Raw genomic sequence first — 26,658 nt, 5'->3', positions numbered from 1 at the left:
CGGCGGCGCTTACTGGGCGACCTGGTCGAAGGTGTATGCCGTGGGCTGCTGAGCACCATGGGGGTGCTCGGCGCCGCGGTAGACCTTGAGCTTCTTGAGCTGCGCCGCGCCGAGGCTGTTCTTGGGCAGCATGCCGCGGATGGCCTTCTCGACCGCGCGGACAGGGTTCTTCTCGAGGAGTTCGTCGTAGGTGACGGACTTCAGTCCGCCCGGGAAGCCCGAGTGGCGGTAGGCCTTCTTCTGCGTGAGCTTCTGGCCCGTGAGCGCGACCTTTTCGGCGTTGATCACGATGACGAAGTCACCAGAGTCGATGTGGTTGGCGAAGGTCGCCTTGTGCTTGCCGCGGAGGAGGACCGCCGCGTGCGAGGCCAGACGGCCGAGAACGACGTCGGTGGCGTCGATAACGACCCACTCGCGCGTGACCTCAGCGGCCTTGGGGGTGAAAGTGCGCGTCACAGTAGTGCTGCTTTCTTGATCGAACGGAGGAGTTCGTGAATCCCGCTCCGGTGGTCCGTTACCCCGCCGATGGCGGGAGAACAGGGCCGGTGGAGGGCTCACGTTCGGGCGACCCGCTCGCAGAGAGGCGGGCACCAAAGATCGAGACTACGCCATTCGGATGCCATGACCAAACGCTGCCGCCTCCGCCCGGCGGGAATCGCGCCTCTCACTCCGCCCCTGCACGGGACTCCTCCTGCGCCCTCACTCACAGATGCCCCGCCACCGATCGGGTGGCGGGGCATCTCGGCATCCGTCGCGTCCTCCGCGGGTGCGGGCGAGAGTGGGGACGCGTGCGGCGGCGGGGTCAGCGCTTCAGGAAGTCGATCAGCACGCGGTTGAACTCGTCGGCGTGGCTGACGTTGACGCCGTGGGGCGCTCCGGCGACCACGTGCAGCTCGCTGCCGGCGATCGCCTCGTGGGTGCGCTTGCCCGACCCCTCGAAGGGCACGGTTCCGTCGCTGTCACCGTGGATGACGAGGGCCGGCACCGTCACGTTCGGGAGGTCTTCGCGGAAGTCCGTCGTCGCGAAGGCCTCCATCGACTTCAGGGCGGCGTGGTGGTCGGCCTGGTTGGCCAGCCGCTCGGCCTCGGCGCGCTCGGCCTCCGGGACGGCGAGAGTGCCGTCGACGGAGAAGAAGTCGGTGGTGAACTGGTGATAGAACGCCTTCTCGTCGCCCTTCAGACCCTGCTTCATCCCGTCCGCGGTCGCGTCGTCGAGCGGACCCTCGGGGTTGTCGTCGGTCTGGGCGAGATACGGCGGCACCGCGGCCGCGAAGACGACGCTGTGCACACGGTCGGATCCGTGACGGGTCAGGTAGCGGGCGACCTCACCACCGCCCATCGAGAAGCCGACGAGCGTGACGTCGCGCAGGTCGAGAGCCTCGAGCACAGCCTCCAGGTCGTTGCTGAAGGTGTCGTAGTCGTAGCCGGTGTGCGGCTTGTCGCTGCGCCCGAAACCGCGACGGTCATAGGTCACGACGCGGTAGCCTGCGGCTTCGAGGGCGGGCACCTGGTGAGCCCAGGACTCACCCGAGAGGGGCCAGCCGTGGATGAGGACGACGGCGCGGCCCGTGCCGCCGGTGTCGTCGACGTGGAGGTCGATGTCGGTCAGAAGTCCGTGGTGTGCGGTGATCTCGCTCATGGCAGCCATGGTTCGAGTCGAAGCTGGACGCAAGGGAGCGGTTGACGCACTGCGGCCGACTTGGTATTGATCGCGACGGCAGCGTCGGCTGGCAGAACCGCGCACTCGGCGCAACCCCGAACGAACGCCGAAGCGAGACCGGGCGCCCTCACTACACTCGGTGCATGAGCCACGCCTCCGACGGTCACAGTCCAGGCGCCCGGGTGACCCCGGGCGATGTCCTCCCCCTCGTCACGGTGGTGACCCGGTGAACGATCTCGCGCTCAACATCGTGCTGGTCGTGGTCTTCGTTCTGGTCGGCGGCGTCTTCGCTGCGACCGAGATGGCCCTGGTCACTCTTCGCGAGAGTCAGGTGAACGCCCTCGCAGCCCGCGGTCGGCGCGGCCAGAAGGTCGCCGACCTCGCGCGCAACCCCAACACGTTCCTCTCCGCCGTGCAGATCGGGGTGACGGTGGCCGGGTTCGCCTCCGCAGCGTACGGAGCGTCATCGATCGCCCCGTCCGTCACGCCCCTCTTCACCAACCTCGGCCTCGACCAGGGCGCCGCAGCCACGATCGCCACGATCACGTTGACCCTCGTCATCGCGTATCTGTCGCTCGTGCTCGGCGAACTGGTCCCCAAGCGCCTCGCCATCCAGCGCAACGCCGCGTTCGCCTACGCCGTCGCCCCGGTGCTGAACGGCTTCGCGAAGCTCATGCGGCCGGTGATCTGGCTGCTGTCGATCTCGACCAACGTGCTCGTCCGCCTCCTCGGAGGCGATCCGAACAAGACCGGCGAGGAACTGACCGACGAGGAGTTGCGCGACATCGTCTCGAGCCACGAAGGGCTCCCCGCCGACGAGCGCCGCATCCTCGACGATGTCCTCTCGCTCCGGGACCGCCACGTCAGCGAGGTCATGCGCCCTCGACCCGAGGTCGTGACCCTCGACGCCGGCGGCACGATCGCCGACGCCTACGAGCAGGTCCGCGATCTGCCCTTCTCGCGCTATCCCGTGGCGGAGCAGACCATCGACGACGTCGTCGGCTTCGTCCACGTGCGCGACCTCACCGACGACCCGGAGCGTGCCCTGAGCGCGGTCATGCGTGAGATCCGCTACATCCCGTCGACCGCCCGCGTCCTGCCGACGCTCACCACGATGCGCGCCGAGGGCAGCCACATCGCCGTCGTCGTCGACGAGTACGGCGGCACCGACGGGATCGTGACCCTCGAAGACCTCGTCGAGGAGGTCGTGGGAGAGATCTTCGACGAGTACGACACGGATGCCGAGCAGCCCCTGTCGGAGGGAGAGCACGGGACCGTCGAGGGACGCCTGAACCTCCAGGACTTCGAGGAGGCGACGGGTGTCGCACTGGCGCGCGGAGCCTCCGACACCGTCGGCGGGTTCGTGGTCGAACGTCTGGGTCGGCTCGCCCACGTCGGCGATGTCGTCGAGGTGGACGGCGCGACGCTGCAGGTGAGCGCGGTCGACCGACGTCGCGTAGCGGAGCTGCTGGTGACCCGGCATCCCGTCGATGCAACCGGTGACGGCGGCGAGCGCACCGATCGAGCATGATCATCCCGGCGTGAGCCGACGGCACGAACCCGTCGGCTCACGCGCAGAGGGCGATCAGGCGCGGTCGCCGCTGAGGGGATCGCTCGGTGCACCGAGCTCGAGATGGTGCCCGCCATGCGCCTCCTGTTGCGATGTCTCACGGCCGAGCGTCCGGGCCTGACCTCCTCGACCCACCCGACCGATTGCGGGCAGTTTGGTTGTGCACAACCAAGTTGTGTGCAATAGTTTCCTCATGCCCGCCGTCGATCAGCTCGTGTGCTTCGCGCTCTACGCCGCCAACCGCACGACGACGCAGGCCTACCGCGCACTCCTCGAACCGTGGAACCTCACCTACCCGCAGTACATCGCCCTGGTCACCCTGTGGAGCGACGGAGAGCAGACCGTCGGCAGCCTCGGCGAGGCGCTGCAGCTCGACTCCGGCACGCTCTCCCCCATGCTCGCCCGCATGGAGAACGCCGGGTACCTCACCCGTACGCGCCGCACCGATGACGAACGCGTGGTGACCGTGGCACTGACCGAGCGAGGCATCGCCCTGCGCACCGAGCTGGCCCACGTCCCGCGCTGCATCGCCGCGGGCTCCGGCCTCACCGACGCCAGCAGCGCCCGTGAACTGATCGATGCGCTGCATCGACTCACCGACGCCATGAAAGACCTGCGCGATCACCCCGATGACGTGCGCGACGCCGACGCGGCGCGCCACCCGGCCTGACGACCGCACCCCCACCGTCCCTAGAAAGGAACACCATGGACGTTCTCTACACCGCCGAAGCCGTCTCCACCGGCCAGGGCCGCCTCGGCCACGTGACCGCCGGCACGTACATCGACCTCGACGTCGCTCCCCCCAAGGAGCTCGGCGGCTCCGGCGCCGGCACCAACCCCGAGCAGTTGTTCGCCGCCGGGTACGCCGCATGCTTCCACGGCGCCCTGCACTCCGTCGCCCGCGCGCACAAGGTCAAGATCGAGGACTCCTCGGTCGGCGGCCGCGTCCACATCGGCCCCAACGGCCAGGGCGGCTACCAGCTGGCCGTGCTGCTCGAGGTCGTTCTGCCCGGTATCGAGAGCGATCTCGCCCAGCAGCTCGCCGACGAGGCCCACCAGGTCTGCCCCTACTCGAACGCGACGCGCGGCAACATCGAGGTCACCGTCACCGTCTCGGAGGACTGACCTCTCCTGAACCCCGGGGCGAGGCGCTGAGCCCCACGTATCGCGCCTCGTCCCGGCCTGCCGCCCCTCACCCCGGGGCGGCTTCGTCGTCTCGGCGTACAGTGACTGTCGTGATCCGGGTGATTGTCGTCGACGATGAGGCGCTCGTCCGTTCCGGCTTCGCCTTCATCCTCAACGCGGCGGACGACATCGAGGTGGTCGCCGCGGTCGGCGGACCCGACGCTCTCGCCGCCATCCGCACCCTCCATCCCGACGTCGTCCTCCTCGACATCCGGATGCCGGAGCTCAGCGGCCTCGACATCCTCGCCGCACTGCGAGACGACGCGGATCGGCCCGTGGTCGGCATCCTGACGACGTTCGCGGCCGACGAGTCCATCACCCGGGCCCTGCGAGACGGTGCTTCCGGCTTCCTCGTGAAGGACACCGATCCCGCCTGCCTCGCGGCGATGGTGCGCTCTCTCGCCGCGGGTGGGGTCGTCCTGTCGCCGGAGGTCTCCCGCGCTCTGGTCGACGGTTACGCGGGAAGACCCGACCTCGACGCCGCGCGTCGTGTCGCTCTGCTGACCGACCGCGAGCGCGACGTCCTCGAGTGGCTCCCCACCGGCGACTCGAACGCCGACATCGGTCGTCGGCTGCACCTGAGCTCCGCGACGGTCAAAGACCACGTCAGCTCGATCCTGGGCAAGCTGTCGGTGTCGTCGCGGGTCGAGGCCGCCCTGATCGCGGAACGGGCCAGCTCTCCGGCTGAACGACGCTGACGCGAGCAGGGACGGCTCAGATCAACCGGAGCTCGCCCTCCGTCATGCCGTACGAGCGACGCAGCCACTGCCCGAAGCCCGGTTGGGCGAGGCAGGCCGCTGCGGTGTCGCACGTGACCACGGGGTCCTGCGCCGCATAGGTCGCGTAGACCTCGACCTTCGCATCGAGGACCTCCCCCTCGACGTTGATCGGCTCGTGCTGCGAGGGATAACCGATGTAGTAGGTGACGTCTCCCGGCGCGATCCCGACGACCGGCGCCACCGCTCGAACCAATGATCCGACGCACGAGTGGTCGGGGTGGTCCCCCCGCGCGAACGCGCTCTCGTGCGGGATGTTCGTCGTGACGTGGTCGGGGCGTGCGGCGTGGATCAGCTCCGCGACGGTCTCCGAAAGACGGCGTGCATCGAGCGTCGGACCGTCGTCGATCGGAGCGAGGGCGGGCACCGTGCCGTTGATGAGCTGGGTGAGACCGGCCTCGCCCGTCGTCGCGAAGCCCTTCCCGCTGAGGTTGCCGTCCGGCAGACGGAGAACGGTGATCGACAGACGAGGATCGTCTGTGGGCACGAAACGCGTGACCCGCGCGCCGCTTCGAAGCGTCAGCTGGGTGGTGTCCCACGGTTGGGTGCTGCCGCGCATCTCGTCGTACGCGGCTCGGATGCCCGCCTCGCGCTGTTGCGCATAAGCGAGGCCCCGGCCGGCGTCGCCCGCGGTCACGAAGATGGTGCGCAGCGTCGCCCCCGAGCCGATGATCCCCGCGAGGTGGGGGTTGGCGAAGATGATGTCGTCGTCGGCGTGGGCCCAGACCGCCACGGTCGTGTCGTCGCCGGGCTCCTCGAAGGCGGGAGAGACGGGACGCGGCGAAGCATCGGGCACCGGCACGATGGGGCTGAGCTTGACCCAGGTCCCCTCCGGAGGCGCCGAGCGCCGGATCTCGCGATAGACGAGAGCTCCACCACCGAGCACGGCGAGTCCGCCGACGGCGACGCCACCGAACACCAGCGCTCTCCGGGATATCCCGGACCGACGCGGCGTTGCCGATTCACCGGGTGCCCGATCGGCACCCGAAGGCTCGTCGATGTCACTCACGGCGACTCCGTCCTGTACTTCGCCCCCCGGCGACGGATTGCGGGTTTCCCCTCGCCCTCGGGCGCCCTCCGACGTTATCGCGGCGGTCGGTCTTTACGAACTCGAAACCCCGCAGCCCCGCCACCCGGCGGGGTGGGGCGAACCCCTTCGGCGGATCACGTTCCCACGTCACCGACAGCCGCACCGACGTCACGCACCAGACGCATCGGCGATGCTCAGCGCGCACCTAACGAAGGTGACAACACTCCCCCTATGCAGACGTCCACACCGCCGCGGTCACTGTCGCCCGTAGCCCTGCGCATCCGCGCCGTCCTGAACGAGTGGGATCCGATCGGAGTCCACCACATCGGTCAAGGATGGCCCGACGACGAATACGACGACCTGATCCTGCCCATCCTCGAAGCCCTCGACGCACGCCCCTCCGTCGACGAGTTGGCCGCCGAACTGCGCACCGTCGTCGAGAACGACTACGGCCTCCCCGCTCCCGAGGGCTGCCGGGAGACCGCGCGCTCCCTCCTCCACCTCCGCCTCTGACCGATAAACCCCGGCGCGGGCGGATGCAAGCCCTGCCGTTCGGTCACCCCGCCGTCATAACGTCCCCTCCATGGCAGATCTCTCCCGCCCGCAGACGCCCGATCCGTACTCCCTCCTTCCGTCCGTCCCATCATTCGACGTGGTCAGCGATGACGTCACCGATGGACAACCGCTCGCGGACGACCAGGTCGCCGACAAGGGCAACACCTCGCCCCAGCTCAGCTGGTCGAACGTCCCCGAAGGAACCAAGTCGTTCGTGATCACGGGCTTCGACCCCGACGCCCCCACCCCGAGCGGCTTCTGGCACTGGGTACTCGTCGACGTCCCGGCGGACGTGCGCGAGCTGGCATCCGGGGCCGCCTCGGGCGACCTCCCGGGCCACGCCTTCCACGTCCGCAACGACGGCGGCGAGGCAGGCTTCCTCGGAGCCGCTCCCCCGCAGGGCGACCAGCCCCACCGCTACTTTTTCGTCGTGCACGCCGTGAGCGAGGAATCGCTCGGCGTCGACGCCGATGCCACCCCGGCCGTCGTCTCGTTCAACCTGGCGTTCAAAACGCTCGGTCGGGCGATCCTCCACGGCACCTACCGGCACTGAGGTTCGGATCATGACCGAGCGCGGCGAGGGTTTCGACAAGGACCAGACCATCACCGGGGTCGAGGAGCGCCTTCAAGCGCGCTTCCCCGATGCGGAACCGGGAGTGGTGCACGAAGAGGCCGTCGTCGCGGTCGACAAGTACGCCGACGCGCCCGTGAAGGACTTCGTCGACATCATCGCCGAGCGCGAAGCACGAGCAGCGGTCGAGGATTCGCTCTCGAGCGAGTCCTGAGCCCGCGGCGAACGCCGGAGCGTCTCAGCCCATCTGGAGTTCGGCTTCGGTCTTGGGGTAGGACCTCTGGAGCCACTCGCCGAACTTGCGGGTCTTCAGACATGCGTTGCGATCGGCGCAGCGGATCACCTGGTCCTGCTGCGTGTAGATGCGGTACGTGTCGACCTTGGTGTCGAGCACCGCCCCTTCCAGGTTCCGAGGCAGGTCCTCGGAGGGGTACCCCACGAAGTACCGGATGCCGGGGCCTACGGCCGCGTCCGAGGTCAGCGTGTCACGGACGAGAGTGCCGACGGCCGAATGATCGGGGTGGTCGCCGGGGGCGAAAGCGCTGCCCCGGGGGATATGGGTGAGGGTGCTCTGCGGAGCGAACGCGGAAGCCAGTTCCCGGATCGAACCCACGAGCTGATCCCGCGTCACCGCCACTCCCCCGTCGACCGGGGCGAGCGAGGCCTCGGTTCCATCGTAGAGCTTGCTCAGGGTCGCGTGCGCGGTCGCATCGAACCCGGCGCCCGTGATGTTGCCGTCCGGCAGCCGCAGATAGAGCACCGACAGACGCGCGTCGTCCCTCGGCGTCAGCCGCCGCACGTGCACGCCGGTACCGAGGGCGATCTCCGTGGCATCCCACTCGCCGTCCTTGCCGCGCATGGCGTTGTACGCGCGCAGGATGCCGAGCTCCCGTGCCCGCACGTAGTCCATTCCCTTCCCCGCGTCTCCCGCCGTGACGAACACGGTGCGCACGCACCGGCCGGCGGCGATCGCATCCGAGATGGTGGGGTTGGCGAAGATGATGTCATCGTCGGGATGCGCCCAGATCGTCATCAGCGTCGACGACCCCTCGCATCCCTGGGCGGCCGGCGAGACCGGCGGCGCCGGGGGCGCCGGGGGCGGCGTGGGTGTCGCCGACGTCGACAGCGACGGGGCGGGAGAAGAGGTCGTCTCGTGAGCCGGTGCGGGCGACGAGGTCGCCGCGGGCTCGGGCCGAAGCAGCGCGAACGCGAAGACACCGGCGACGGCGGTCACCACGAGAGCGGCGATCGCGATCGCCGCGATCAGACCGGCCTGCACCCGGAGAGGGCGACGCGGCGGCGACGCGGTGCGGGGCATCGGAACCTTTCGTGCGGGCGGCAGTGGCGACCCCGCCGTGCGGCACGATCTCGCGGCAGCCGATCACGGCTGATCCGCGCCCGAGTGTAGGGGAACGCCCACCGCCCGACCAACCTGTCGTCGGCCGATACGAGCCCGAACCACGAACGTTCACGTTTCCCGCGTATGACAAGAGAAACAGGGTGAGTTGACGGGTGAATTTTGCCTGTTACTGTTCGCGGGAGAGTCCCCGCGCACGCGGGGGATGGGGAGAGGGGCACACATGGCGACATCTGGCCTACGCCCCGGCGCGTCGCCCTCTGACGCCGACCCCGACGGAACCGCCCCCGCACTCGACCAGAACCCTGCGGAGGAGTCCGTGTCGACCATGACATCGGTGCCCTCCGCGGCCTCGACGCCTCCCGAGCACGTTCGCGACCCCTGGCGCGGACGATACCGACGCAACCTCGTGCTCACCGACTTCGCTGCCCTCGTCTGGGTCGTCTACGGCACCCAGCTCCTCTGGTTCGGGCTGGGGAATGCGCAGCTCGCCGCGGGGCGTGACAGCCGCATCAGCGACCTGTCGTACTGGGCCTTCTCCGCGATCCTCATCGTCACCTGGATGTGGGCCCTCGCCTTCGTCGATTCGCGCAGCGACCGCGCTATCGGCACGGGTTCCACGGAGTACGTGCGCATCGCCGACGCCAGCTTCCGGCTGTTCGGAACCGTCGCCATCATCGCCTTCCTGACGCAGATCGATGTCGCGCGGGGCTACCTGCTGGTGAGCCTGCCGCTCGGCATCCTGGTCCTCTGTTTCACCCGCTGGATGTGGCGGCAGTGGCTCGTCGTCCAACGCTCCCGTGGTCGGTACTCCGCGCACGTGCTCCTGGTCGGGTCGCTCCCCTCCGTGACGCAACTCGCCCGGGAGTTCGCCCGCAGCCCCAGCGCGGGATACCGCGTCGTCGGTGCCTGCGTGCCGAACGGACGGATCGCCGACACCATCCCCGGCTCGGTGGTCCCGATCATGGGACATGTCGGCGACGTGACGCGCGCACTGCACGCGACGGGGGCCGACACGGTCGCGATCACCAGCGCGGACGAGCTCCCCGCCGAGAAGGTGAAGGAGATCTCGTGGAGCCTGGAGGCCGGTCGTCAGCATCTCGTCCTCGCCCCGAGCATCGTCGACATCGCCGGCCCGCGCCTGCACACCAGACCCGTCGCCGGCCTGCCCCTCATCCACGTCGAGACGCCGAAGTTCTCGAGGGGGCAGAGCTTCCTGAAGAGGTCCGTCGACCTCGTGGCTGCGAGCATCGGACTGGTGCTCCTCAGCCCGGTCCTGCTGTTCCTGACCGTCGCGGTGAGGCTGTCGAGCGAGGGGCCGGTCCTCTTCCGCCAGATCCGCGTCGGCTTTCGCGGGCGGGAGTTCACCATGTTCAAGTTCCGCTCGATGGTCGTCAACGCCGAGGAGTTGCGCGCGCAGCTCACCGCCCAGCAGCGGGATTCCGGCAACGAGGTGCTGTTCAAGATGAAGAACGATCCGCGGGTCACGCCCATCGGGCGCGTGATGCGGAAATTCAGCCTCGACGAGCTCCCCCAGCTCTTCAATGTGATCGGTGGATCGATGTCGCTGGTCGGACCGCGTCCCCCCTTGCCGTCAGAGGTGGCGGTCTACGCCGACCACGTCCACAGACGTTTTCTCGCCAAGCCCGGTATCACCGGCCTCTGGCAGGTCAGCGGGCGATCATCCCTCTCCTGGGAGGATTCGGTACGACTCGATCTGTCGTACGTGGAAAACTGGACGCTTCTGGGCGATTTCGTCATCCTCGGCAAGACGGCTCGCGCAGCACTCGCTCCCGGCGAGACCGCTGCGTGACGCAGTCTGCGCCGCCCGTTGCCTGCCCTGCTCCTATCGCCGTCGGTTCTTTCCGCGGAAATCTGAAAGGCTCTCATCGTGCGTCTGTCTGTCGTAGGTTGCGGATACTTGGGAGCCGTTCACGCGGCGGCAATGGCCTCGATCGGTCACGAAGTGGTGGGAATCGACGTCGACGAGCGGAAGATCGAGACGCTCTCGAGGGGCCAGGCGCCGTTCTTCGAACCCGGACTGCAGGAGATCCTCACCGAGGGCATCGCCTCGGGTCGGCTGTCCTTCACGACCGACATGTCCGCTGCGCGAGGGGCGGCGGTGCACTTCATCGGCGTCGGCACGCCGCAGCAATCCGGCGGGCATGCGGCAGATCTGACCTACGTCGACGCGGCCGTCGATGCGCTCGTCCCCTTCCTCTCCCCGGGTGATGTGGTCGCCGGCAAGTCGACGGTCCCGGTCGGCACCGCCGCTCGTCTGGCGCCTCGGGTGGCCGAGCGCGGCGCGGTGCTGGTGTGGAACCCGGAGTTCCTGCGGGAGGGGTGGGCGGTTCAAGACACCGTCGACCCCGATCGGTTGGTCGCCGGCGTCCCCTCGAGCGACGGGTCCCCCACCGACGAAGGCGAGCGCACCGCCGAGATCCTCCGCGAGGTCTACCACCCGTCCATCGCCAAGGGCACGCCCTTCATCGTCACCGACTACGCGACGGCCGAACTGGTGAAGGTCGCCGCGAACGCCTTCCTCGCCACCAAGATCAGCTTCATCAACGCCATGGCCGAGATCGCCGAGGTGACGGGTGCCGATGTGACCACCTTGGCCGACGCCATCGGTCACGACGCCCGAATCGGGCGCCGCTTCCTCGGAGCGGGCATCGGGTTCGGGGGCGGGTGCCTCCCGAAGGACATCCGAGCCTTCTCGGCGCGCGCCGAGGAGCTCGGTCGCGGAGAGTCCGTCGCATTCCTGCGCGAGATCGACGCCATCAACCTCCGCCGCCGAGACCGCGCTGTCGAGCTCGCCACCAGCGCGCTGGGCGGCAGCGTCTTCGGTGCGAAGATCGCCGTCCTAGGAGCCGCTTTCAAACCGCACAGCGACGACATCCGCGACTCCCCGGCGCTCGACGTCGCCGTCCGACTGCACGGCCTGGGGGCCCGGGTCACCCTGACGGACCCCGCGGCGATCGACAACGCCCGCCGTATGCACCCGCAACTCACCTACGATGCGGACCTCGATGCCACCCTTCGGGACGCGGACGCGGTCATCGTCGTGACCGAGTGGGACGAGTACCGTCGGCACCTCAGCCCCGAACACGCGGCCTCGTTGGCGCGCGGCCGTATCGTGATCGACGGTCGCAACTGCCTCGATCCGGTGGCGTGGCGCGCCGCGGGATGGACCTACCACGGCATGGGTCGCCCCTGACGAGGCAGAGGGACCGGCGCCGCTCGTACGAGACCGACCCTCGCCGCTGTTCCCGACTCTTCGGCGATCACTCGTGACGAAACCCCCGTGCGGCACGTCTTCGTCGTGACGGATCTCGCGCCGCGGCCCCCGGCCGCCGAAACCCCGAGGTCCTCATCGACAAGGAGGATGCCATGCGCAACAAGCTCATCGTGATCGGTGCCGTCGCCCTGCTCGCCTACGTGATCGGCACCCGCAGCCCGCGCGTCCAGGTCAAGAGTCGCGAATCGGTGGGCCACCAGGTGGTGCGTCTGTGGAACGACCCACGCGCCCGCAAGCGCCGCCACAAGGCCGCGAAGAAGGCGGCCGGCGCCGCTGAGAAGCGCGCCCGGAGGGCGCTGCGCGATCTCCGGAAGTAGCCCCGGACGCGACCGGGCACGGCCACTGCGGAGGTCGGACCGGGCAGGGGCCTCCTCGCGCCCGCTCGGTCTGTGCCGCCGTGCGGCGGCGTGTGGACCCGAGCGGGGTCGTCGCTGCGATGGCCGTCGCGGGGCCCACCACTCATCGCCTCTGTCGGAGCCGCCCTCCGGCAGCGCCTGCCGTCGTTCATCCGCGCCGGAACGTCTGTGGACAATCGGCCGTTGCCTCACGTGCGCATGTATAAATAGGCATGCTTGCGATAACACCCCGCCTCACTCCTGCCACCGACCTCGACGACCTCCTCGCAGGATTCGCACCACCATGCCGGTCGTGCGGGGGCACCGTCGAACCCCTCCAGCGGGGACGCGCAGCCTGGTGGCACTGTCATCGATGCGGCCTCGCTCGAATCGACTGAGCCGCACCCGGCTACGCTGACCACGTGATGGCCAGCATCCTGATCTCGATCACCGCCGTCGTCTCGGCGGTACTCGTCGGGTTCGTCGCGCGTCGGGTCCTCGGGACCGCGGTCGGTTGGCCGCGAAGCATCGTCGTGGGACTCCTGGTCTTCCTCCTGGGAGTGCCGTCGGCGGGGTGGACCCTGCGGCAGACGGGCTTGCCCGATGCCTCGGCATCCATTCCCTCCGAAGACGTGTGGATCTGGGCGGGATTGATCACGCTCTCGCTCGCGTGGGTCTTCGCCCTCGGGGTCGCCGCCCTCGTGGCGAGCGAGGCGATCTTCCCGACCCGTCCGCTGCCCAACCCGATCGATGTGGTCCGGGCCGCGCTCCGCCAGCGCAAGCGGACCCGACGGTATCTGGAGATCCTCGCGATCGCCTCGCGCCACGGCGTAGGTTGGCTCTTCCACGGCGGCCGCGCCCGCGTGGAGGAGCAGCTCAGCACCTCCGAGGAACGTGCCCGCGCCATCGTGGCGACCCTGAACGACGCCGGCGTCAGCTTCGTCAAGCTGGGCCAGGTGCTGTCCACCCGACGAGACCTCGTGCCGGAGCCGTACCTGAGCGCCCTCGCCTCCCTGCAGACGAATGCGACGACCCTCCCCTGGGATACGGTGCGATCGGTCATCGAAGCAGACCTGGGGCGATCCATCGACTCCGTGTTCGCCGAGGTCGATCCCCTCCCCCTCGCCGCAGCCTCGGTCGCACAGGTGCACCGGGCCCGACTGCTCGACGGCACGGCCGTGGTCGTCAAAGTGCAGCGACCCGCGGCTCGCGCGCAAGTGGAGGCGGATGCCGACATCATCGGGCGTCTCGCTCATCGAGCCGAGGCGCGCACGCGCGTCGGTCGCGACCTCCGAATCGAGTCCGTCGCCCGCGGATTCACCGCCACTCTTCTCGAAGAGCTCGACTATCGCATCGAGGCACGCAACACCCAGATGATCGGATCGACCCTCGAACTGATCGATCGCGCGGAGCCCGACCGACGAGGCCTCATCACCGTCCCGGACATCTTCTCCGAGGCCTCCGGCCAGCGAGTGCTCACGATGGGGCTCGTCGACGGAACAGCTCTGAGCGACTCGGCGGCTCGAATCGCCCTCCTCGACCCCGCCCAGCGCGATCGCCTCGCGGAGACACTGATGGCGACGGTCCTCGAGCAGATCCTGGTCTACGGGGTCTTCCACGCCGACCTGCACCCGGGCAACGTCGTACTGAAGACCGACGGCACCCTCGGCCTCATCGATTTCGGCGCCGTCGGCATCATCGAGCGCAGCCGACGCCAGCACATGACGGCTTTCCTTCTCGCCGCTCTCAGCGAGAACGATGTCGCGGCCACCGACGCGCTCCTGCTCATCGTCGATGCGCCCGAAGACGTGGATCTGGAGGCCTTCCGGCACGACATCGGCGTCGTCCTGACCACGGAGCATCTGCGCACGACCGGTCACGGCTCGATCTTCACCCGAATGGTCGACGTGATCCGCCAGCATCACATCGCTCTGCCGGGCGAGCTGGCGTCCGCCTTCCGCAGTTTCGCCACTCTCGAGGGCTGTCTCCGGGTCATCGTCGACGAGTTCGACATGGTCGGCCGAGCGCTTCCCCTCATGCCGACCCTGCTGCGCCGGACGGTGTCGGTCAAACGCATGGCCACCGACGCCCAGGCCCAGGCGGTCATCGCCCTCGCTCGTCTCGAACAGATACCGCGCCGCCTCGATGCGCTGCTCACCGGGGTTGAGAAGGGCTCCATCGGCATCACCCTTCGCAGCGCCGACGGAGAGGACGTCAGCGGCATCCTCGGTCGGGCCACGGGCGAGATCGCCTCCACCCTGGTCTCGATCGCAGCGGTGGTCATCGCCGTGGTCCTGGTGATCGCGGGGGGAGGCCCCGTCCTCGGGGGATCCATCACGTTGTTCGCGGTGCTCGGCGCGGTGGTCGGGCTCTTCGGCTTCCTCGGTCTCCTTCGTATCGTGCGCAGAACGTTCGGCCGCCGCGGCTGAGGCCGGCGCACCCGGGAGCACTCTCTCGGAACGGGCGACGCGTGTCTACAGTGTTCCGTGCCCGCCGATCGATCGCCTTCCCGTCGCCGCTACGTCGCGACGGCGGTGACGGCCGTCTATCTCGCCGCCCTGGGCGTCATCCTGCTCTGGCCCGACCACCTCGACCGCAAGGCGGGCGCCGCCTACGCCGTCCTCTACGAGCTCTTCCCCGGGGCGACCCCCCGAACCATGGACTTCGGTCTCAACGTCGTCCTGTTCGTCCCTTTCGGCGTCGTCCTGGGGGTGGTCCTCAGAGGACACCCATGGCGGCTCCTCGGTATCGCCTGCGCCGTCCCGCTTCTCGTCGAGATCTTCCAAGGGGTCTTCCTCCCCGGGCGTACGAGCAGCGTTGTCGATGTGGTCGCCAACGCGCTGGGCGCTCTCATCGGGGCGGCCGCGATGGCTCTGGGACGAGGCCTCCTCATCGGCCGACGCACTCGACCACGTCGCTGAGTTCGCCGGGGTCAGTCGATGTCGCGCTCCGGTACGAGGAGGCCGCTGATCTCGGCGTCGCTCCAAACACCGGCCACGAGTGCGCGGGCGGCGTGCACCGGGACGGACACGGATACGCCGACCCCGGTCTCCACGATGACCCAGGTCTCGACGTCTGCGGCTCGCCGCAGCAGGCCGATCTCCACCTCGGTGGCGACGCCGACGCCGCGCACCACGGAGTCGCGCACGCGAGCGCTGACCCCGATACCCGCGCTGCGGTGGTCTTCATCGTCGGGATGAACGGTTGCGCCGTGCTCGGTGACGCACCAGGCGAAAACACACCCCCGGGCGTCTCGGATCTGTTCGTTTCGCCGTGCAGTCATGCCTGACACCTCTCTGTCGGGGCCGCCGCTGTCGGCGACCCTGAAACCGGTGGGCACGAACGCATTACATCGCGAACCTCCGACACCGCCCTCACCGACCGGGAGGGAGACCCTTCGGCGGGGCGGGGATCAGGTCGCGAAGCGGGATGCCGAGCACGTCCGAGAGCGCGACGAGGGTCCGAAGGCGCGGATTCGCGGCGGTGCCGGGATTGGACTCGCCCTTCTCGAGCTTCCGATAGGTGAAGGTCGCGAGGCCCGCCGCGTGGGCGACCTGCTCCTGGGACATTCGCTTCTCGGCGCGGGCGCGGATCATTCGCACGCCCAACTCGCGGGCGAACTCTGTCCAGGGGTCGGGCGCGTCGTTCATGAGACCAGCTTGATCGGCGGTCAACGCTCACATGAACATGTTTACATGCCTCCCGTCGTCACGCGAGGCTCTCCGTGGCGGCGACCCGAACGGGTGGCACGCCTGCGCAGCCGGGTGAGGTGGCGGGTGAGCATCGGGGCGTCGGGGGTTCGCGGTCTCGGGGCGTGCGCGCGGACGACACGCGGCTTACGCCGGTTTCCCCCGACAGCGCACGATCAGGCGCCGGGGCCGGGCACCCGACCGAGGCACAAGAGTCCGCCGCCCATCGGGCTCCCGTCCGCGGAACAGGGCTCCCGGGGAGCCCTCCGGGCGGCGAACGGGGAGCGCTCAGCGCTGTGCGTCTCACTCACCGAGTCGCCTGAACCCCGACCGCGGCTCACCCCCTGACGGCGCCGTCTTCGCGTCCCGGACATCGACGCCCCTCGGCGGGGTCGCGGGTGCCGACGCCCGGTGAGCGCGTCCGCCCACACCCCCGATCCGCCGGCGACATCCACACTCGCCTGCTTCCGGGAAGGACGGAGAGCGACGTGGAGAGGGTGATGCGGAAGGGGTGAGAAGGGGATGACGCGGGGGGTGAAAGAGGTCACATTCGCCACCTCGTCGCGCGCATCACCCCCAGGATCGTCTCGACGAGGCGTCGCTTCGCCACGTCGACCGCCCACCCACCCGAAGGGGCGGCGGTCCTTCCCCACATGGAGGTTCGAATGTTGATCGACGCGGATGCCGCTCCCACCGGCGCACGAGCCGCCCGCCGCACGAGCCGGTTCTGGGCGCCACGCCCTGAGGCACTGGACCGCCTCGAAGCGGCCTTGGGCAGTGACGTCGTCCTGCTTCGCGGTCCGGCCGGCGTCGGGAAGACGTCGCTTCTGCGTCAGTTCGCGGCCACGCTCGACGCAGACCCGGAGCGCGGCGTCCAATCCATCGACGGCAGCCTCACCTCACCGGAGGCCCTCCCCCGCATCGTCGAAGCCTTCGCGGACGGGCCCGCCTCCCATGTCCTGCTGATCGACAATCACGTCGAGGGACTCGGACTCTCGACCGATCACCTCCTCCACCTCCTGCGTGCCGACAGCAGCCTTCGAATCGTGGTCGCCACCCGTCAGCCGACCGGCCTCGAGAGCCCGCTCATCGCTCTCGAGTTCGATGTGCAGGTGCTGCCCGCGTGCGACTTGCTCATGACCCGCGACGAGGTGGCATCCGTCCTGGCCCTGAACGGGGTCGAATCGACCGAGATCGCCGTCGACGAGCTGGTGGCGCTCACCCACGGGTGGCCCGCCCTCGTCCAGCTGGCGAGCGCACGACTGCGCTTGGAGGGCCTCCCCCTGCGCACGCGAGCCGAAGCCGCCGCCGCGGCGGCGTATGCGGGCACCACCTTCACCCACGACATGGAAGAGCGTCTGGCCATGCCGGTGACAGACGACGTCCGCTTGCTGGCGGTCGCCCCGTACATCACCGAGTCGCTCGCGGACGCCCTGGGCCTCGACTCGACGACGGGTACGACGCGTCACCTCCTCGATCACCTCCAGAGCGCGGGCTTCGTCTGGCCCAGCGCGACGCGCGTTCTCCTGGCCGAGCCGGTTCGCGAGCGCTGGCTGGAGGAGATCTCCGCTCGGCAGCCTGCGCTCGTGTCCGCGGCGAGGCTGCGTCTGCTCGACCATCTCATGTCGGGAGGGGAGCCGCTCCTCGCGGCCCAGCTCGCGGCAGACGCACGGCAGTGGACGACCCTGGCCCGCGTCCTTCGACGGTCGGGGCCGGAGATCTGGGCACGCAACGCCGACGCCTTCTCGCGCATGCTCGGCCAGCTCAGGTCCAACTCTTCGGTCTCGCCGGTCGTCGTTGACGCACTGCTCGCGCTCGACCCCGATACCGCAGCGTCCCCGGAGACCCCGTCGCTCGCCGCCTCCGTCCTCAGTGACCTTCCCGACGCCAAGAGCGTCGCCGTGGGGGATGCCGAGGCCCTCATCATGCGCGCAAGCCTGCACCGCGCCGCGGGGCGGTTCGCTCTCGCCGGCGAAGCGTCCGGCATGCTGTCCGACGCCCTCCGCGGAGCGCAGGACCTCGATCCCGAGACGGCGGCGGAGGGGTGGTATCAGGTCGCGATGACCTTCCTCGCGATGGGCAGACTGCGGGACGCGAGCGTGTCCATGACGCTCTCCGATCGAGTCGCGCCGCCCGCCCACAGGCTCCGTGCTCGCGGAGCGCTGGCCGTCATCGCCCTCCTCGAGGGCGACGTCCGCACGGCGCGCTCCATCGTGGAGGAGAACAGCACAGACAGCTGGGGGGCCTCGCCCTGGGGAGAAGGGCTCCGGCTGGCATCCGCGTGGGTTCTGCTCGAAGCCGGAGAAGCCGGAGAAGCCCGCGCCCTTCTCGACGCTCTGCCCGCGACCTCCGCGGCCCGGGAATTGTGGCCCTTCGCTGCCTCGACCCACATCCTGTCGTGCCTGCTGTCGGGCGCAGCTTCCGACGCACTCGGGCTCTTCCGCACCTGGATGGCACGATCCCGAAGCACCCCGCCATCGCACTATCAGTCGGTGCAGATCCTCATGACGCGGGCGAAAGTGCTGATCGCGCTCCGGCAGGCACGAGAGGCGCTCGCGCTGTTCGAGGGCCCTTTCGCGCTCTCCCCTCTCACCGCTCCCGCTATCGCCCTGTCGCAGCTGTACGCCGGGCGATCACACGAGGCGTTCGTCATGAGCGTCAAGTGGGGGCTCCACCACGAGCCCTCCCCGCGGGCTGCTCTCGAAAGCTTGGTCGTGAGCGTCGTGGCCGACGTGCGACTGAACGGCGTCAGCTCACACCGCTCCACCGTTCAACGCGCCGAGGCTTTGAGCATCCGGCATGACCTGTGGAGCCCATGGAGCGCTGTCGCGCCCGAGGACCGCGCACGGGTCACCAAGATCCTCTCGTCTTCGTCACGCGAGCAGATCGAGGCGAGGACGTCGTTGTTCGCGTCCTCGGTCAGCGTGCCCCGTCTGACCAAGCGCGAGCAGGTGGTGTTGAGCCAGCTCACTCCGACCTCGACGATCGCCGACATCGCACGTGCGCTCGTCGTGTCGCCGAACACCGTCAAGACGCAGCTGCAGAGTCTCTATCGCAAGCTCGAGGTGTCGGACCGCTCGAGTGCGATTCGCGCCGCACACGCCTGGGGGCTCATCGAGAACGACCTGGACGCGTGACGGTGCGGTCTCGCCGCCGTCGGCGTGACCGCCCCATCATCAGGCGCGCGGCAGCGAGCAGCACGACGACGACCAGGATGCCGGGAACCGACAGCGGCACGCCCGCTCCCCGAAGGACGGCGAGAATAACGACGAAAGCGGCCACGGGCGCCAGCCAGGCGAGGACGCGGAGCAATCGTCGGAGGGTCACGGCTCCCACGCTAATGCGTCACACGTCGGGCATCTTCGCGCGGGCTCGTCGTTCGTCGGCGGCGACCTGCAGACCGAACACCCCGAACCACGCGATGGCCAAGGTGGCGGCGGTGAACTCGAGGTTCCCACCGAGCGTCGTGTCGCCCCGGGAGAGAGCGATCATCGCGCCACTGAACGATGTCAGACCGACAGCGACGAGCGTGACGACGGAAGCCGCGCGCATCCAGGGGCGCCGCCGGATGGCGGCGACCTGCCCCATCGCGACGATCGCCAAGACGAACCCGAGGACGGCGAAAGAGATGTGGATCAGATCCTGAGGGAGGGCTCCCTCCGTGAAGGGAATGGGGCATCCGGGCGAGCAGGTGACGACAGATGCCACCCCGAAGCACAACCCGCACACGAGCAGCGTCGTGGCGACGGGCCACCCGACGACATATCCCCCTCCCCGAAACGCCAAGGACCGGTCGACGAGGACGGCGGCGATCGCGAGCAGGAGAAGAGCCGTGTTGAACAGGGGCGCGGTCGGCATCGACGTGGCGCCGAGCTGGCTGACGTACTGCACGCTCGGCTCCCACAAGCGACAGACCCAGATGAGCACCGCGCTGAGGAAAGCCGCGATACCCCCGGCCGTCGCCAAGCGGGCGACGGGTGAGGTTTGCGTCCGGGCTACCCGCGTGACGGGCCGCTCGACTGTCTCGGTCATCGGCTCCTCCTCCAGCGGGCTCGGCCACACTATCGTCTCGCCCTCGCTGCACCCGGCATCGGGGTGATCTGTGGGCCTGCGGGGGTGATATCCGGGCGCTGAAGCCGACGATCAGCGTCAATGGGGATGATGCTGTTCTGTGCGGGCAGAGAACAGCCTCACGTGCGTGCCGGGGGGCCGCACTGTTCGACGCTGGTTCTCTGCCCGCGCCCATTGCTCACCCACCGCCTCTGCGCGATGCTCAATCGCCGCGACGCCGACGGCGTCCTCGCGAGATGACGAAGACCGCGCCGACGACGATGACGGCCGCCGCCAGGAGCGGGATCAAGACGAAGGCGAACCGCCCCGCCTCGGCTTCCGGGGCGGGCTTCTCCTGCACCGCGCCCGCGACAAGGGACTCACCCGAGCTGATCGAGAAGCTGATTCCACGCGCCGTCGGGCTCGCCGTACTGTCCTCGTGGAGCGACGCGGTGCCGCTGTCGCGGACGACCTGCGTCGGAACCACGGCATCGGCAGGCCCCGAGGGAAGGAGGAACAGCGCAGCGATGAGGGCGGTGGCGGACAGCGCGGTGGTGATGGAGCGCACGGACGGATCCCTTCGTCGGAGCCGCTACGGTAACCAGCGACGGCCCCTCCCGAGCGGTGGTAGACGCGGCCGCCCGCAACCGGTATGACCTTCGCAGCCACTCCGCGCATAGGCTGTCGACAAGCCCGCAACCGGAGGAAGGGGTGCGATGGACTCGCGGTCTCCACGCCCGATCGGGTTCGCGCTCTGCGTCGTCGCGGTGATGGTGCTGGCCGCCCCGACGCTCGTCCTTCCCGCCGATTCCCCGACCGAGCCCAAACTCGTCTTCGCCGCCGCCGGAGCGATCATCTTCGCTCTCGCCGTTCTACGGATTCGTCGAGAGCCCGCCGCGCGGGCCCCGGAGCCGCGTTCGGACGACGACGTCAGCGATCGCTGAGAGCGGCGATCTCTTCAGGGCTGAGGATCGAGATCGGTTCGGTGGGTACATCCCACGTCGGAAGGGTCTTCACATCTGCTCCTGTGACGGATTCGAGGGCGTGAGCCGAGAGCTGAGGGCTCGGAGTACCCGAGACCAGGACACGGTGCAGGATGCGCGCCGAGACGGGGCGGACTCGCCCAACGCCGACCGAGCGGTGGCCGCGTCGGCGTACGTGCCGACGTATCGCGCGTGACAGTCGAACACGAAGAACGCCTCGGGCGAGCAGCGATCCACGTAGCCGGCGAAGTCCCCGTCCCGCCGGGCGACCGAGAGGTCGTCGTCGAGCCGCGACCAGACGATCGCCCCGACGAGGGGACGGGGCGCGGACAGGATCACGCCGCGCGGACGAGGGAGCGCGTCGGTTTCGACGTCGCAGCCGTCCGCACCGGAGCGGACGTCGCGGCGGGCTCGTCGAGAGCGATGTCGAGGCTGAGACCGCGCGACGAGTTGGCGTCGTTGGCCATGCGCTTCAGCAGGTTCTGATCGAGCGCCTCGGGCTGTTCCGAATCGAAGACGAAGCGCAGGGGGATCGACGGCTGCAGCCAGATGGTCGAACGACCGGTCGGCTCGTCCTGCCCGTGGACCCACGACAGGGTGAAGCTCTCTCCCCGGCGGAGCTTGGTCGCGACGACGACCTTGACGTGCGCCAACATGCGGTCGTCGATGCTGATCGGCTCGGTTGTCGTGCCGTAGTAAAGCTTCGCCATGATGTACCCCTCTGATCGTTGCTCGCAATTTAACTTACTAGGTAGACTAGCGAATAGGCAAGCGAGATATTAGGAGCGCGATGTCGATCGAGAAGACGGCACCTCCGTCGTACTGGTACAGCGACAGCACCGACGATGAGCGTGGAGCGCGGGTCATGGAGGCGATGCGGGCCTACCGTTCGGCCGAGATGGCGATGCGCCGGCGCACGCAGGGCTCGATGGCCATGGGAGAGAACGAGCTGCTCGTGCTTCGGTTCCTGACCAGGGCCACCTCCTCAGGCCGCGATGTCACTCCGGTCGATCTGGCGCGTCACCTCGGTGTCTCCACGGCCTCCGTGACCGCCCTCCTGGACCGACTCGAGCGATCCGGGCATCTGGAGCGCCGCCCGCACCCCTCCGACCGGCGGAAGGTTCTCGTCTCCACCACCTCCCACGCCGATGAGGAGATGCGGGACACCCTCGCCTCCATGCACGACCGCATGATGCAGGCCACTCGCGGTATGACCGAGAGCGAGACCGTAGCGGTCACCGCTTTTCTTCAGCGCATGCGATGCGCCGTCGCCGACGTGTGCGACACGGCGGGCCCCTCGTGCTGTGCGCTGATCGCGGAGCGGGCGGACGCTCCCATCGTCCGTTCCGCCGGGGACATCGCTCCCCCGAACGCCGCCTGACGGGCGGTCACTCCGCGACGCGGATCACCTCGGCGATCACACGCGGGTCGGCGAGCACGCGGAAGTGCCCGCCGCCGGCGAGCACGACGTTGCGGGCACCGGCGAGCTCGCTTCCCTCGGGGATATGCGGGTCGAACGGACCGAACACAGAGACGATGCGCGTATTCACCGCGCCCGACGCGGCGAGCGCCTTCATCGTCGCGTCGCCCGAGGCGAAGGCACGCAGCGAAGGCGTCGGCATGAGGCGGCTGTACCGAGACCCGCCGAACGGAGTGGCGACCGCGACCATCGCACGCACGCGCTCACCGGCAGGGCTGAAGGCCATGACGTGCTTGCCGATGAGTCCGCCCTTGCTGTGCGCGACGAGCACCACGTCATTAAGACCCCGAGAGAACAGCAGGGCGGCAACCCGTCCGGCGGATTCCGCGATCGGTCGCCGGTTGCCGCCGAGTTCCGTCACGACGTGCACGGGGTGGCCGCGTTCGTGCAGGGCCCGCGCGAGCGGCTCGAGGAAGCGCCAGGTCTCGTAGATGCCCGGGAGCAGGACGACCGGCGTGCCTTCGCCCTCGGCGAGGAGGTCCGCAGCGTCGCGGCCGAGAAGAGCCCGTGCCTGGGCGCGAATCGCGTAGACGTAGTCGCGCGCCCACCATCCCGCGTCGCGCAGAACGGTACGGATCCGCTGCGGCACGGTGGTCACGGCGTCCTTCGACATTCCTTCATCGTGCCGCGCCGACGCACGCGGGCCGGGCGGGTTGCCGCACACATCGAGCCGTGCGATGCAACCCCGGGATCAGCGAATCGGGGTCGACCGTACCGTATGGCCATGGACATCTCAGACATCCGCTGGAACGAGCCCGCCCGCCAGAAGATCCTCGACGACGCCGACGCCGTGCTGCGCGAGGCCGTCGTCGCGATCGCCCGTGACAGCGACGGGATCTCGTCGGACGAGGCGTTCGCGCAGATCAATGCGCGCATCAAGGATCGCTTCATCGACTACGAGCCCGGCCCGGACATCCGTACGTACGCGGACGCCATCGCGGCGGGCGAAATCCCCACGGGCTCCTGAGCCGCGGACGAGAAGAGGCCCCGTGCGCATGCACGGGGCCTCCTTCGCATTACCTGAGAGGACGCTCGGCACCGTCGGCAGCGGCGTAGCCTTCCGGTACCCGGCCCCGGCATCGCCGGCGCGGACGACGTCGATCTCGGCGTCTCCGACGACTCCCGCCCGTCGAGCCCGCCCCCCACACGGGGCTCCGGACGGGAGTCGTCGTCCGGGTCAGCTGTCTTCGCCGTAGCCGCGGATGCTGCGGATGTCGTCTTCGAGCTCTCGCTGCGCGGGGTCGTCGTCCTCGTGGACTGCGGCGTCGGCGGCACGCTGCTGCTGCGCGCCCGCCTTCTTCTCTTCCACGCCCGCGTCGGTCGCGCCGTCCATGACGGGGGCGTCCTGCGTCTCTTCGCGATCGGTCATCGTGGTCCTCCTCGAACAGGTCGTTTCCGGCATCCTGCGGCCTCGAGGGCGTCAGTGGCCGGGGCTTGCGCTCCCCCGGCCGCGGATGCTCACTACCCGTGGTGTCCCGGATGGCGACGCTCGAGCGCCGAGCCTTCGACGTCGACGTTCGGCACGACGCGGTCGAGCCACTTGGGCAGCCACCAGGCGGCGCCGCCCAGCACGTGCATGATCGCGGGCATCAGCAGCATACGAACGATGAACGCGTCGAAGAGCACTCCGAGGCCGAGCCCCAGACCGAACGATTTGATGATGACGGCCTCCGAGGTGATGAAGCCCGAGAACACCGAGATCATGATGATCGCCGCAGCGATCACCACGGTGCGGCCCGCCCGGAAGCCCTGCGCCACGGCCAGCCGCGGGGCGGCGCCGTGCGCCCAGGCCTCACGCATGCCGGTGGTCAGGAACAGCTGGTAGTCCATCGCCAGGCCGAACAGGATGCCGACCAGGATCACCGGCAGGAAGCTCAGGATCGGTCCGGGGTTGTGTACCCCGAACAGGCCGCCGAGCCATCCCCACTGGAAGACCGCGGTGACTGCTCCGTACGTCGCGAACAGGGACAGCACGAAGCCGAGGGTGGCGATCAGCGGTACGAGCAGAGAGCGGAAGACCATGACCATGATGAGGAACGACAGACCGACGACGACCACGAGGTAGATCGGCAGAACGTCCGCCAACCCCTCGGAGATGTCGATGTTGATGGCCGCCGCGCCCGCGACGCCGAGGTCGATGTCTCCGTCGACCGGGGGGAGCGAACGCAGGTCGCGCACCAGCCGATCGGTGGACACCGCGTTCGGTCCCTCGGCGGGGATGACCTGGAACGCGGCGAGCGTGCGGTCCTCGGACACCGCGACGGGTGCCACCGCCACCACGTCGTCCTGAGAGAAGAGCTCGCGGGCCACGTCGAGCTGCAGGCCCTGGACGTCGGCCTCGGCGGTACCGGCGGGGAGCGCGGCCGTCACGAGAAGCGGGGCGTTGGATCCGGCGCCGAAAGCCTCCTCGCTCCAGGTGAAGGCTTTGTACCCGGTGGAATCCTCGGCTTCGCTACCGCCGTCGGGCAACCCCAGGCGCATCGAGAGAGCGGGGATGGCGATCACGAGAAGCACCACCGTCGCCACGAGCATCGTCACGGTGGCGCGCACCGTCGACATCGGGCGCACGGCCCGCCCGTTCGTCGCGACCGGGCCGGTCTCGGCTCGGGCGGCGCGGCGCGGGTGCTCGACGGCGCCGGATGCGGCGGTCGCGCGAGCGCGCGCCCTGCGGCTGAGGATGCGCATGCCCGCGAGCCCGAGCAGGGCGGGGGTCAGCGAGACGGCGATCAGCACCGCGACCAGGACGCTCACGGCCCCCGCGGTTCCCATCAGACCGAGGAACGGGATGCCGGTGATGTTCAGCGCCAGCAACGCGACGATGACCGTGGACCCGGCGAAGACGACGGCGTTGCCCGCCGTCCCGTTGGCGAGCCCGATCGATTCGCGGACATCCGCGCCCGCCAGGAGCTGCCTGCGGTGGCGGTAGAGGATGAAGAGCGCGTAGTCGATGCCGACCGCGAGGCCGAGCATGACCCCGAGGAAGGGCGTGACGGATGCCATCTGAATGACACCCGAGAACGACAACGTCGCCATGGCACCGATGGCGACGCCGATGATCGCCGTGGCGATCGGGAAGGACGCCGCGAGCAGCGACCCCAGCACGACGACGAGGACGATGCCGGCGATGGCCACGCCCACGATCTCGCCCACCCCGAAGATCTCGGGCACTCCCTGGGAGATCTCGGTGTTGAACGCCACGTCCACGCCGGCGACCGCCTTCGCGGTGAAATGCTCCACGACCGCTTCTTTCGACGCCTCGGTGAGCTCGAGACGCGGCTTGTCGAACGAGACGTTGACGATCGCCGTCGAGCCGTCCTCCGACACCAGCCGGATGGCATCCGCGAAGCTCAGCAGCTCGGAGCCGTCATCGAGCTGGGTCTGCTGGGCGTCGATCTGGGCGAGGCCTTCGGTCAGCTGCGTCTGCTGCTGCTCGAGAGCGGAGCGCTGCTGGTCGATCTGCTGCTGCTGCGCCTCGAGGGCGGAGAGCTGCGCCTGCTTCTGGGCGGAGGGCAGCGGCGCGGCTTCGATCTGCGCCTTCCCCTGGTCGAGCCGCTGTTGTCCGGCCTCGAGCTGCGCCCTCCCCGCGTCCAGCTGCTGCTGGCCCGACTCCGCCTGAGCGCGGGCCTGCTCGAGCTGCTGGCGACCATCGACGACCTGCTGGCGCTGATCCTCGAGGTGCTGCTGGGCGGTGAACGGATCGGTGACGCGGGCCACATCGGGCAGGTCGCTCGCCGAGGCCACCAGGGCCGAGATCTCGGTCTTCTGCTCGTCGGTGAGAGCGGAGCCGTCATCGGTGCGGAACACCACCGCTCCGGATGCGCCGGCGAAATCGGGGAGCTCGCCCTGCAGTTCGGAGATCACGTCCCCGGAGGCCGTCCCCGGGATGTCGAAACTCGAGCTGAGCCCCTTGTACCCGACGAGGAAGCCGCCCACGACGACGCCGAGGATCACGGCCCAGGCGACGATCACCGTCCACGCGCGGCGCGCCGCGAACGTTCCGAGGCGGTGCAGCAGTTCAGCCATGGGGATGTTCCTCTCGTGCGGTGCACGCGAGGGAGCACCGTCGGCTCCGACAAGTCCGGGCAAAGATAACACGCACCGTCTCGTCTCGTTTTGCGG

The 26,658-nt window shown here is 69.2% G+C and carries 29 protein-coding genes; 16 read left to right on the top strand and 13 right to left on the bottom strand.

Annotation, left to right across the window (positions count from 1 at the left end; translation table 11 throughout):
- Positions 1 to 9 precede the first annotated feature (9 nt).
- The gene (gene rplM / locus OVA17_RS08745; protein ID WP_094734663.1) at positions 10 to 456 is read right to left on the bottom strand and encodes a 50S ribosomal protein L13; all 447 of its coding nucleotides are present in this window, start codon (positions 454 to 456) and stop codon (positions 10 to 12) included.
- Between the two features lie 346 nt (positions 457 to 802).
- A complete protein-coding gene (locus tag OVA17_RS08740; protein ID WP_267789374.1) occupies positions 803 to 1,639 on the bottom strand; it encodes an alpha/beta fold hydrolase in 837 nt (278 codons plus the stop codon).
- Between the two features lie 247 nt (positions 1,640 to 1,886).
- Here OVA17_RS08740 and OVA17_RS08735 point away from each other — a divergent pair, with 247 nt between their 5' ends.
- The 4 genes from OVA17_RS08735 to OVA17_RS08720 all read left to right on the top strand — a co-directional run bounded on the left by OVA17_RS08735 (position 1,887) and on the right by OVA17_RS08720 (position 5,113).
- Positions 1,887 to 3,191: a hemolysin family protein gene (locus tag OVA17_RS08735; RefSeq protein ID WP_267786159.1), complete on the top strand. Its 1,305-nt coding sequence runs from the start codon at positions 1,887 to 1,889 to the stop codon at positions 3,189 to 3,191.
- A 232-nt stretch (positions 3,192 to 3,423) separates the two neighbouring features.
- Positions 3,424 to 3,900 (top strand): MarR family winged helix-turn-helix transcriptional regulator, encoded by a 477-nt coding sequence (locus OVA17_RS08730; protein WP_267786158.1) that lies wholly within the window; start codon positions 3,424 to 3,426, stop codon positions 3,898 to 3,900.
- A 35-nt stretch (positions 3,901 to 3,935) separates the two neighbouring features.
- Complete coding sequence (locus OVA17_RS08725) at positions 3,936 to 4,355, top strand: organic hydroperoxide resistance protein (protein ID WP_210072296.1); 420 nt, start codon at positions 3,936 to 3,938, stop codon at positions 4,353 to 4,355.
- Between the two features lie 110 nt (positions 4,356 to 4,465).
- Entirely contained in the window at positions 4,466 to 5,113 is a 648-nt protein-coding gene (locus OVA17_RS08720) for a response regulator (RefSeq protein ID WP_210072297.1), read from the top strand.
- 16 nt (positions 5,114 to 5,129) lie between these two features.
- Here OVA17_RS08720 and OVA17_RS08715 read toward each other — a convergent pair whose 3' ends face one another.
- The gene (locus OVA17_RS08715) at positions 5,130 to 6,110 is read right to left on the bottom strand and encodes a PIG-L family deacetylase (RefSeq protein WP_267786157.1); all 981 of its coding nucleotides are present in this window, start codon (positions 6,108 to 6,110) and stop codon (positions 5,130 to 5,132) included.
- A 342-nt stretch (positions 6,111 to 6,452) separates the two neighbouring features.
- Here OVA17_RS08715 and OVA17_RS08710 point away from each other — a divergent pair, with 342 nt between their 5' ends.
- From OVA17_RS08710 to OVA17_RS08700, 3 genes are all read left to right on the top strand, one after another.
- Positions 6,453 to 6,734: a hypothetical protein gene (locus OVA17_RS08710; RefSeq protein WP_210072299.1), complete on the top strand. Its 282-nt coding sequence runs from the start codon at positions 6,453 to 6,455 to the stop codon at positions 6,732 to 6,734.
- A gap of 70 nt (positions 6,735 to 6,804) precedes the next feature.
- Entirely contained in the window at positions 6,805 to 7,329 is a 525-nt protein-coding gene (locus OVA17_RS08705; protein WP_267786156.1) for a YbhB/YbcL family Raf kinase inhibitor-like protein, read from the top strand.
- Between the two features lie 10 nt (positions 7,330 to 7,339).
- Positions 7,340 to 7,561: a three-helix bundle dimerization domain-containing protein gene (locus OVA17_RS08700; protein ID WP_267786155.1), complete on the top strand. Its 222-nt coding sequence runs from the start codon at positions 7,340 to 7,342 to the stop codon at positions 7,559 to 7,561.
- 24 nt (positions 7,562 to 7,585) lie between these two features.
- On the opposite strand, the gene OVA17_RS08695 is transcribed toward OVA17_RS08700, so the two are convergent.
- On the bottom strand, positions 7,586 to 8,665 hold the full coding sequence (locus OVA17_RS08695) for a PIG-L family deacetylase (protein WP_267786154.1): 1,080 nt from the start codon (positions 8,663 to 8,665) through the stop codon (positions 7,586 to 7,588).
- A 367-nt stretch (positions 8,666 to 9,032) separates the two neighbouring features.
- Between OVA17_RS08695 and OVA17_RS08690 the strand changes: the two genes are divergently transcribed.
- From OVA17_RS08690 to OVA17_RS08670, 5 genes are all read left to right on the top strand, one after another.
- Entirely contained in the window at positions 9,033 to 10,517 is a 1,485-nt protein-coding gene (locus tag OVA17_RS08690; RefSeq protein WP_267789373.1) for a sugar transferase, read from the top strand.
- A 78-nt stretch (positions 10,518 to 10,595) separates the two neighbouring features.
- Positions 10,596 to 11,921 carry a UDP-glucose dehydrogenase family protein gene (locus OVA17_RS08685; RefSeq protein WP_267786153.1) on the top strand — a complete coding sequence of 442 codons (1,326 nt, stop codon included), beginning with the start codon at positions 10,596 to 10,598 and terminating at the stop codon, positions 11,919 to 11,921.
- A 173-nt stretch (positions 11,922 to 12,094) separates the two neighbouring features.
- Complete coding sequence (locus OVA17_RS08680) at positions 12,095 to 12,319, top strand: hypothetical protein (RefSeq protein WP_267786152.1); 225 nt, start codon at positions 12,095 to 12,097, stop codon at positions 12,317 to 12,319.
- 443 nt (positions 12,320 to 12,762) lie between these two features.
- On the top strand, positions 12,763 to 14,766 hold the full coding sequence (locus OVA17_RS08675; RefSeq protein ID WP_267786151.1) for an ABC1 kinase family protein: 2,004 nt from the start codon (positions 12,763 to 12,765) through the stop codon (positions 14,764 to 14,766).
- A 57-nt stretch (positions 14,767 to 14,823) separates the two neighbouring features.
- Positions 14,824 to 15,258, top strand: coding sequence for a VanZ family protein (locus OVA17_RS08670; protein ID WP_267786150.1), 435 nt, complete (start codon positions 14,824 to 14,826; stop codon positions 15,256 to 15,258).
- Between the two features lie 11 nt (positions 15,259 to 15,269).
- Here the strand turns inward: OVA17_RS08670 and OVA17_RS08665 are convergent, their stop codons facing one another.
- Together OVA17_RS08665 and OVA17_RS08660 are read right to left on the bottom strand one after the other, a co-directional pair.
- A complete protein-coding gene (locus OVA17_RS08665) occupies positions 15,270 to 15,620 on the bottom strand; it encodes a hypothetical protein (protein ID WP_267786149.1) in 351 nt (116 codons plus the stop codon).
- Between the two features lie 91 nt (positions 15,621 to 15,711).
- Positions 15,712 to 15,987, bottom strand: coding sequence for a helix-turn-helix domain-containing protein (locus OVA17_RS08660; RefSeq protein ID WP_267786148.1), 276 nt, complete (start codon positions 15,985 to 15,987; stop codon positions 15,712 to 15,714).
- Positions 15,988 to 16,691: 704 nt separating this feature from the next.
- Here OVA17_RS08660 and OVA17_RS08655 point away from each other — a divergent pair.
- The gene (locus OVA17_RS08655) at positions 16,692 to 19,163 is read left to right on the top strand and encodes a LuxR C-terminal-related transcriptional regulator (RefSeq protein ID WP_267786147.1); all 2,472 of its coding nucleotides are present in this window, start codon (positions 16,692 to 16,694) and stop codon (positions 19,161 to 19,163) included.
- Here OVA17_RS08655 and OVA17_RS08650 read toward each other — a convergent pair.
- From OVA17_RS08650 to OVA17_RS08640, 3 genes are all read right to left on the bottom strand, one after another.
- On the bottom strand, positions 19,138 to 19,353 hold the full coding sequence (locus tag OVA17_RS08650; protein WP_210072309.1) for a hypothetical protein: 216 nt from the start codon (positions 19,351 to 19,353) through the stop codon (positions 19,138 to 19,140). The two genes, OVA17_RS08655 and OVA17_RS08650, sit on opposite strands and share 26 nt — an antisense overlap.
- Before the next feature lie 18 nt (positions 19,354 to 19,371).
- Positions 19,372 to 20,058: a DUF998 domain-containing protein gene (locus OVA17_RS08645; RefSeq protein WP_267786146.1), complete on the bottom strand. Its 687-nt coding sequence runs from the start codon at positions 20,056 to 20,058 to the stop codon at positions 19,372 to 19,374.
- 241 nt (positions 20,059 to 20,299) lie between these two features.
- Positions 20,300 to 20,644 carry a hypothetical protein gene (locus OVA17_RS08640; protein WP_267786145.1) on the bottom strand — a complete coding sequence of 115 codons (345 nt, stop codon included), beginning with the start codon at positions 20,642 to 20,644 and terminating at the stop codon, positions 20,300 to 20,302.
- A 148-nt stretch (positions 20,645 to 20,792) separates the two neighbouring features.
- Between OVA17_RS08640 and OVA17_RS08635 the strand changes: the two genes are divergently transcribed.
- Entirely contained in the window at positions 20,793 to 21,020 is a 228-nt protein-coding gene (locus tag OVA17_RS08635) for a hypothetical protein (protein ID WP_267786144.1), read from the top strand.
- A gap of 374 nt (positions 21,021 to 21,394) precedes the next feature.
- Here OVA17_RS08635 and OVA17_RS08630 read toward each other — a convergent pair whose 3' ends face one another.
- The gene (locus OVA17_RS08630) at positions 21,395 to 21,769 is read right to left on the bottom strand and encodes a hypothetical protein (RefSeq protein WP_210072314.1); all 375 of its coding nucleotides are present in this window, start codon (positions 21,767 to 21,769) and stop codon (positions 21,395 to 21,397) included.
- Positions 21,770 to 21,849: 80 nt separating this feature from the next.
- Between OVA17_RS08630 and OVA17_RS08625 the strand changes: the two genes are divergently transcribed.
- Positions 21,850 to 22,440 (top strand): MarR family winged helix-turn-helix transcriptional regulator, encoded by a 591-nt coding sequence (locus tag OVA17_RS08625; protein ID WP_210072315.1) that lies wholly within the window; start codon positions 21,850 to 21,852, stop codon positions 22,438 to 22,440.
- Positions 22,441 to 22,447: 7 nt separating this feature from the next.
- Here the strand turns inward: OVA17_RS08625 and OVA17_RS08620 are convergent, their stop codons facing one another.
- On the bottom strand, positions 22,448 to 23,152 hold the full coding sequence (locus tag OVA17_RS08620; RefSeq protein ID WP_267786143.1) for an esterase/lipase family protein: 705 nt from the start codon (positions 23,150 to 23,152) through the stop codon (positions 22,448 to 22,450).
- Positions 23,153 to 23,263: 111 nt separating this feature from the next.
- Here OVA17_RS08620 and OVA17_RS08615 point away from each other — a divergent pair, with 111 nt between their 5' ends.
- Positions 23,264 to 23,506, top strand: coding sequence for a hypothetical protein (locus OVA17_RS08615; protein WP_267786142.1), 243 nt, complete (start codon positions 23,264 to 23,266; stop codon positions 23,504 to 23,506).
- Positions 23,507 to 23,716: 210 nt separating this feature from the next.
- Here OVA17_RS08615 and OVA17_RS08610 read toward each other — a convergent pair whose 3' ends face one another.
- Positions 23,717 to 23,908: a hypothetical protein gene (locus OVA17_RS08610; protein ID WP_210072317.1), complete on the bottom strand. Its 192-nt coding sequence runs from the start codon at positions 23,906 to 23,908 to the stop codon at positions 23,717 to 23,719.
- 92 nt (positions 23,909 to 24,000) lie between these two features.
- Positions 24,001 to 26,562, bottom strand: a complete 2,562-nt coding sequence (locus OVA17_RS08605) for an MMPL family transporter (RefSeq protein WP_267786140.1) — start codon at positions 26,560 to 26,562, stop codon at positions 24,001 to 24,003.
- Positions 26,563 to 26,658 lie beyond the last annotated feature (96 nt).

Source organism: Microbacterium sp. SL75, from assembly GCF_026625865.1.
Classification (GTDB): Bacteria; Actinomycetota; Actinomycetes; order Actinomycetales; family Microbacteriaceae; genus Microbacterium.
Note: the sequence above shows the minus strand (reverse complement) of the source record. Positions and strands in the feature narration are given on the sequence as shown.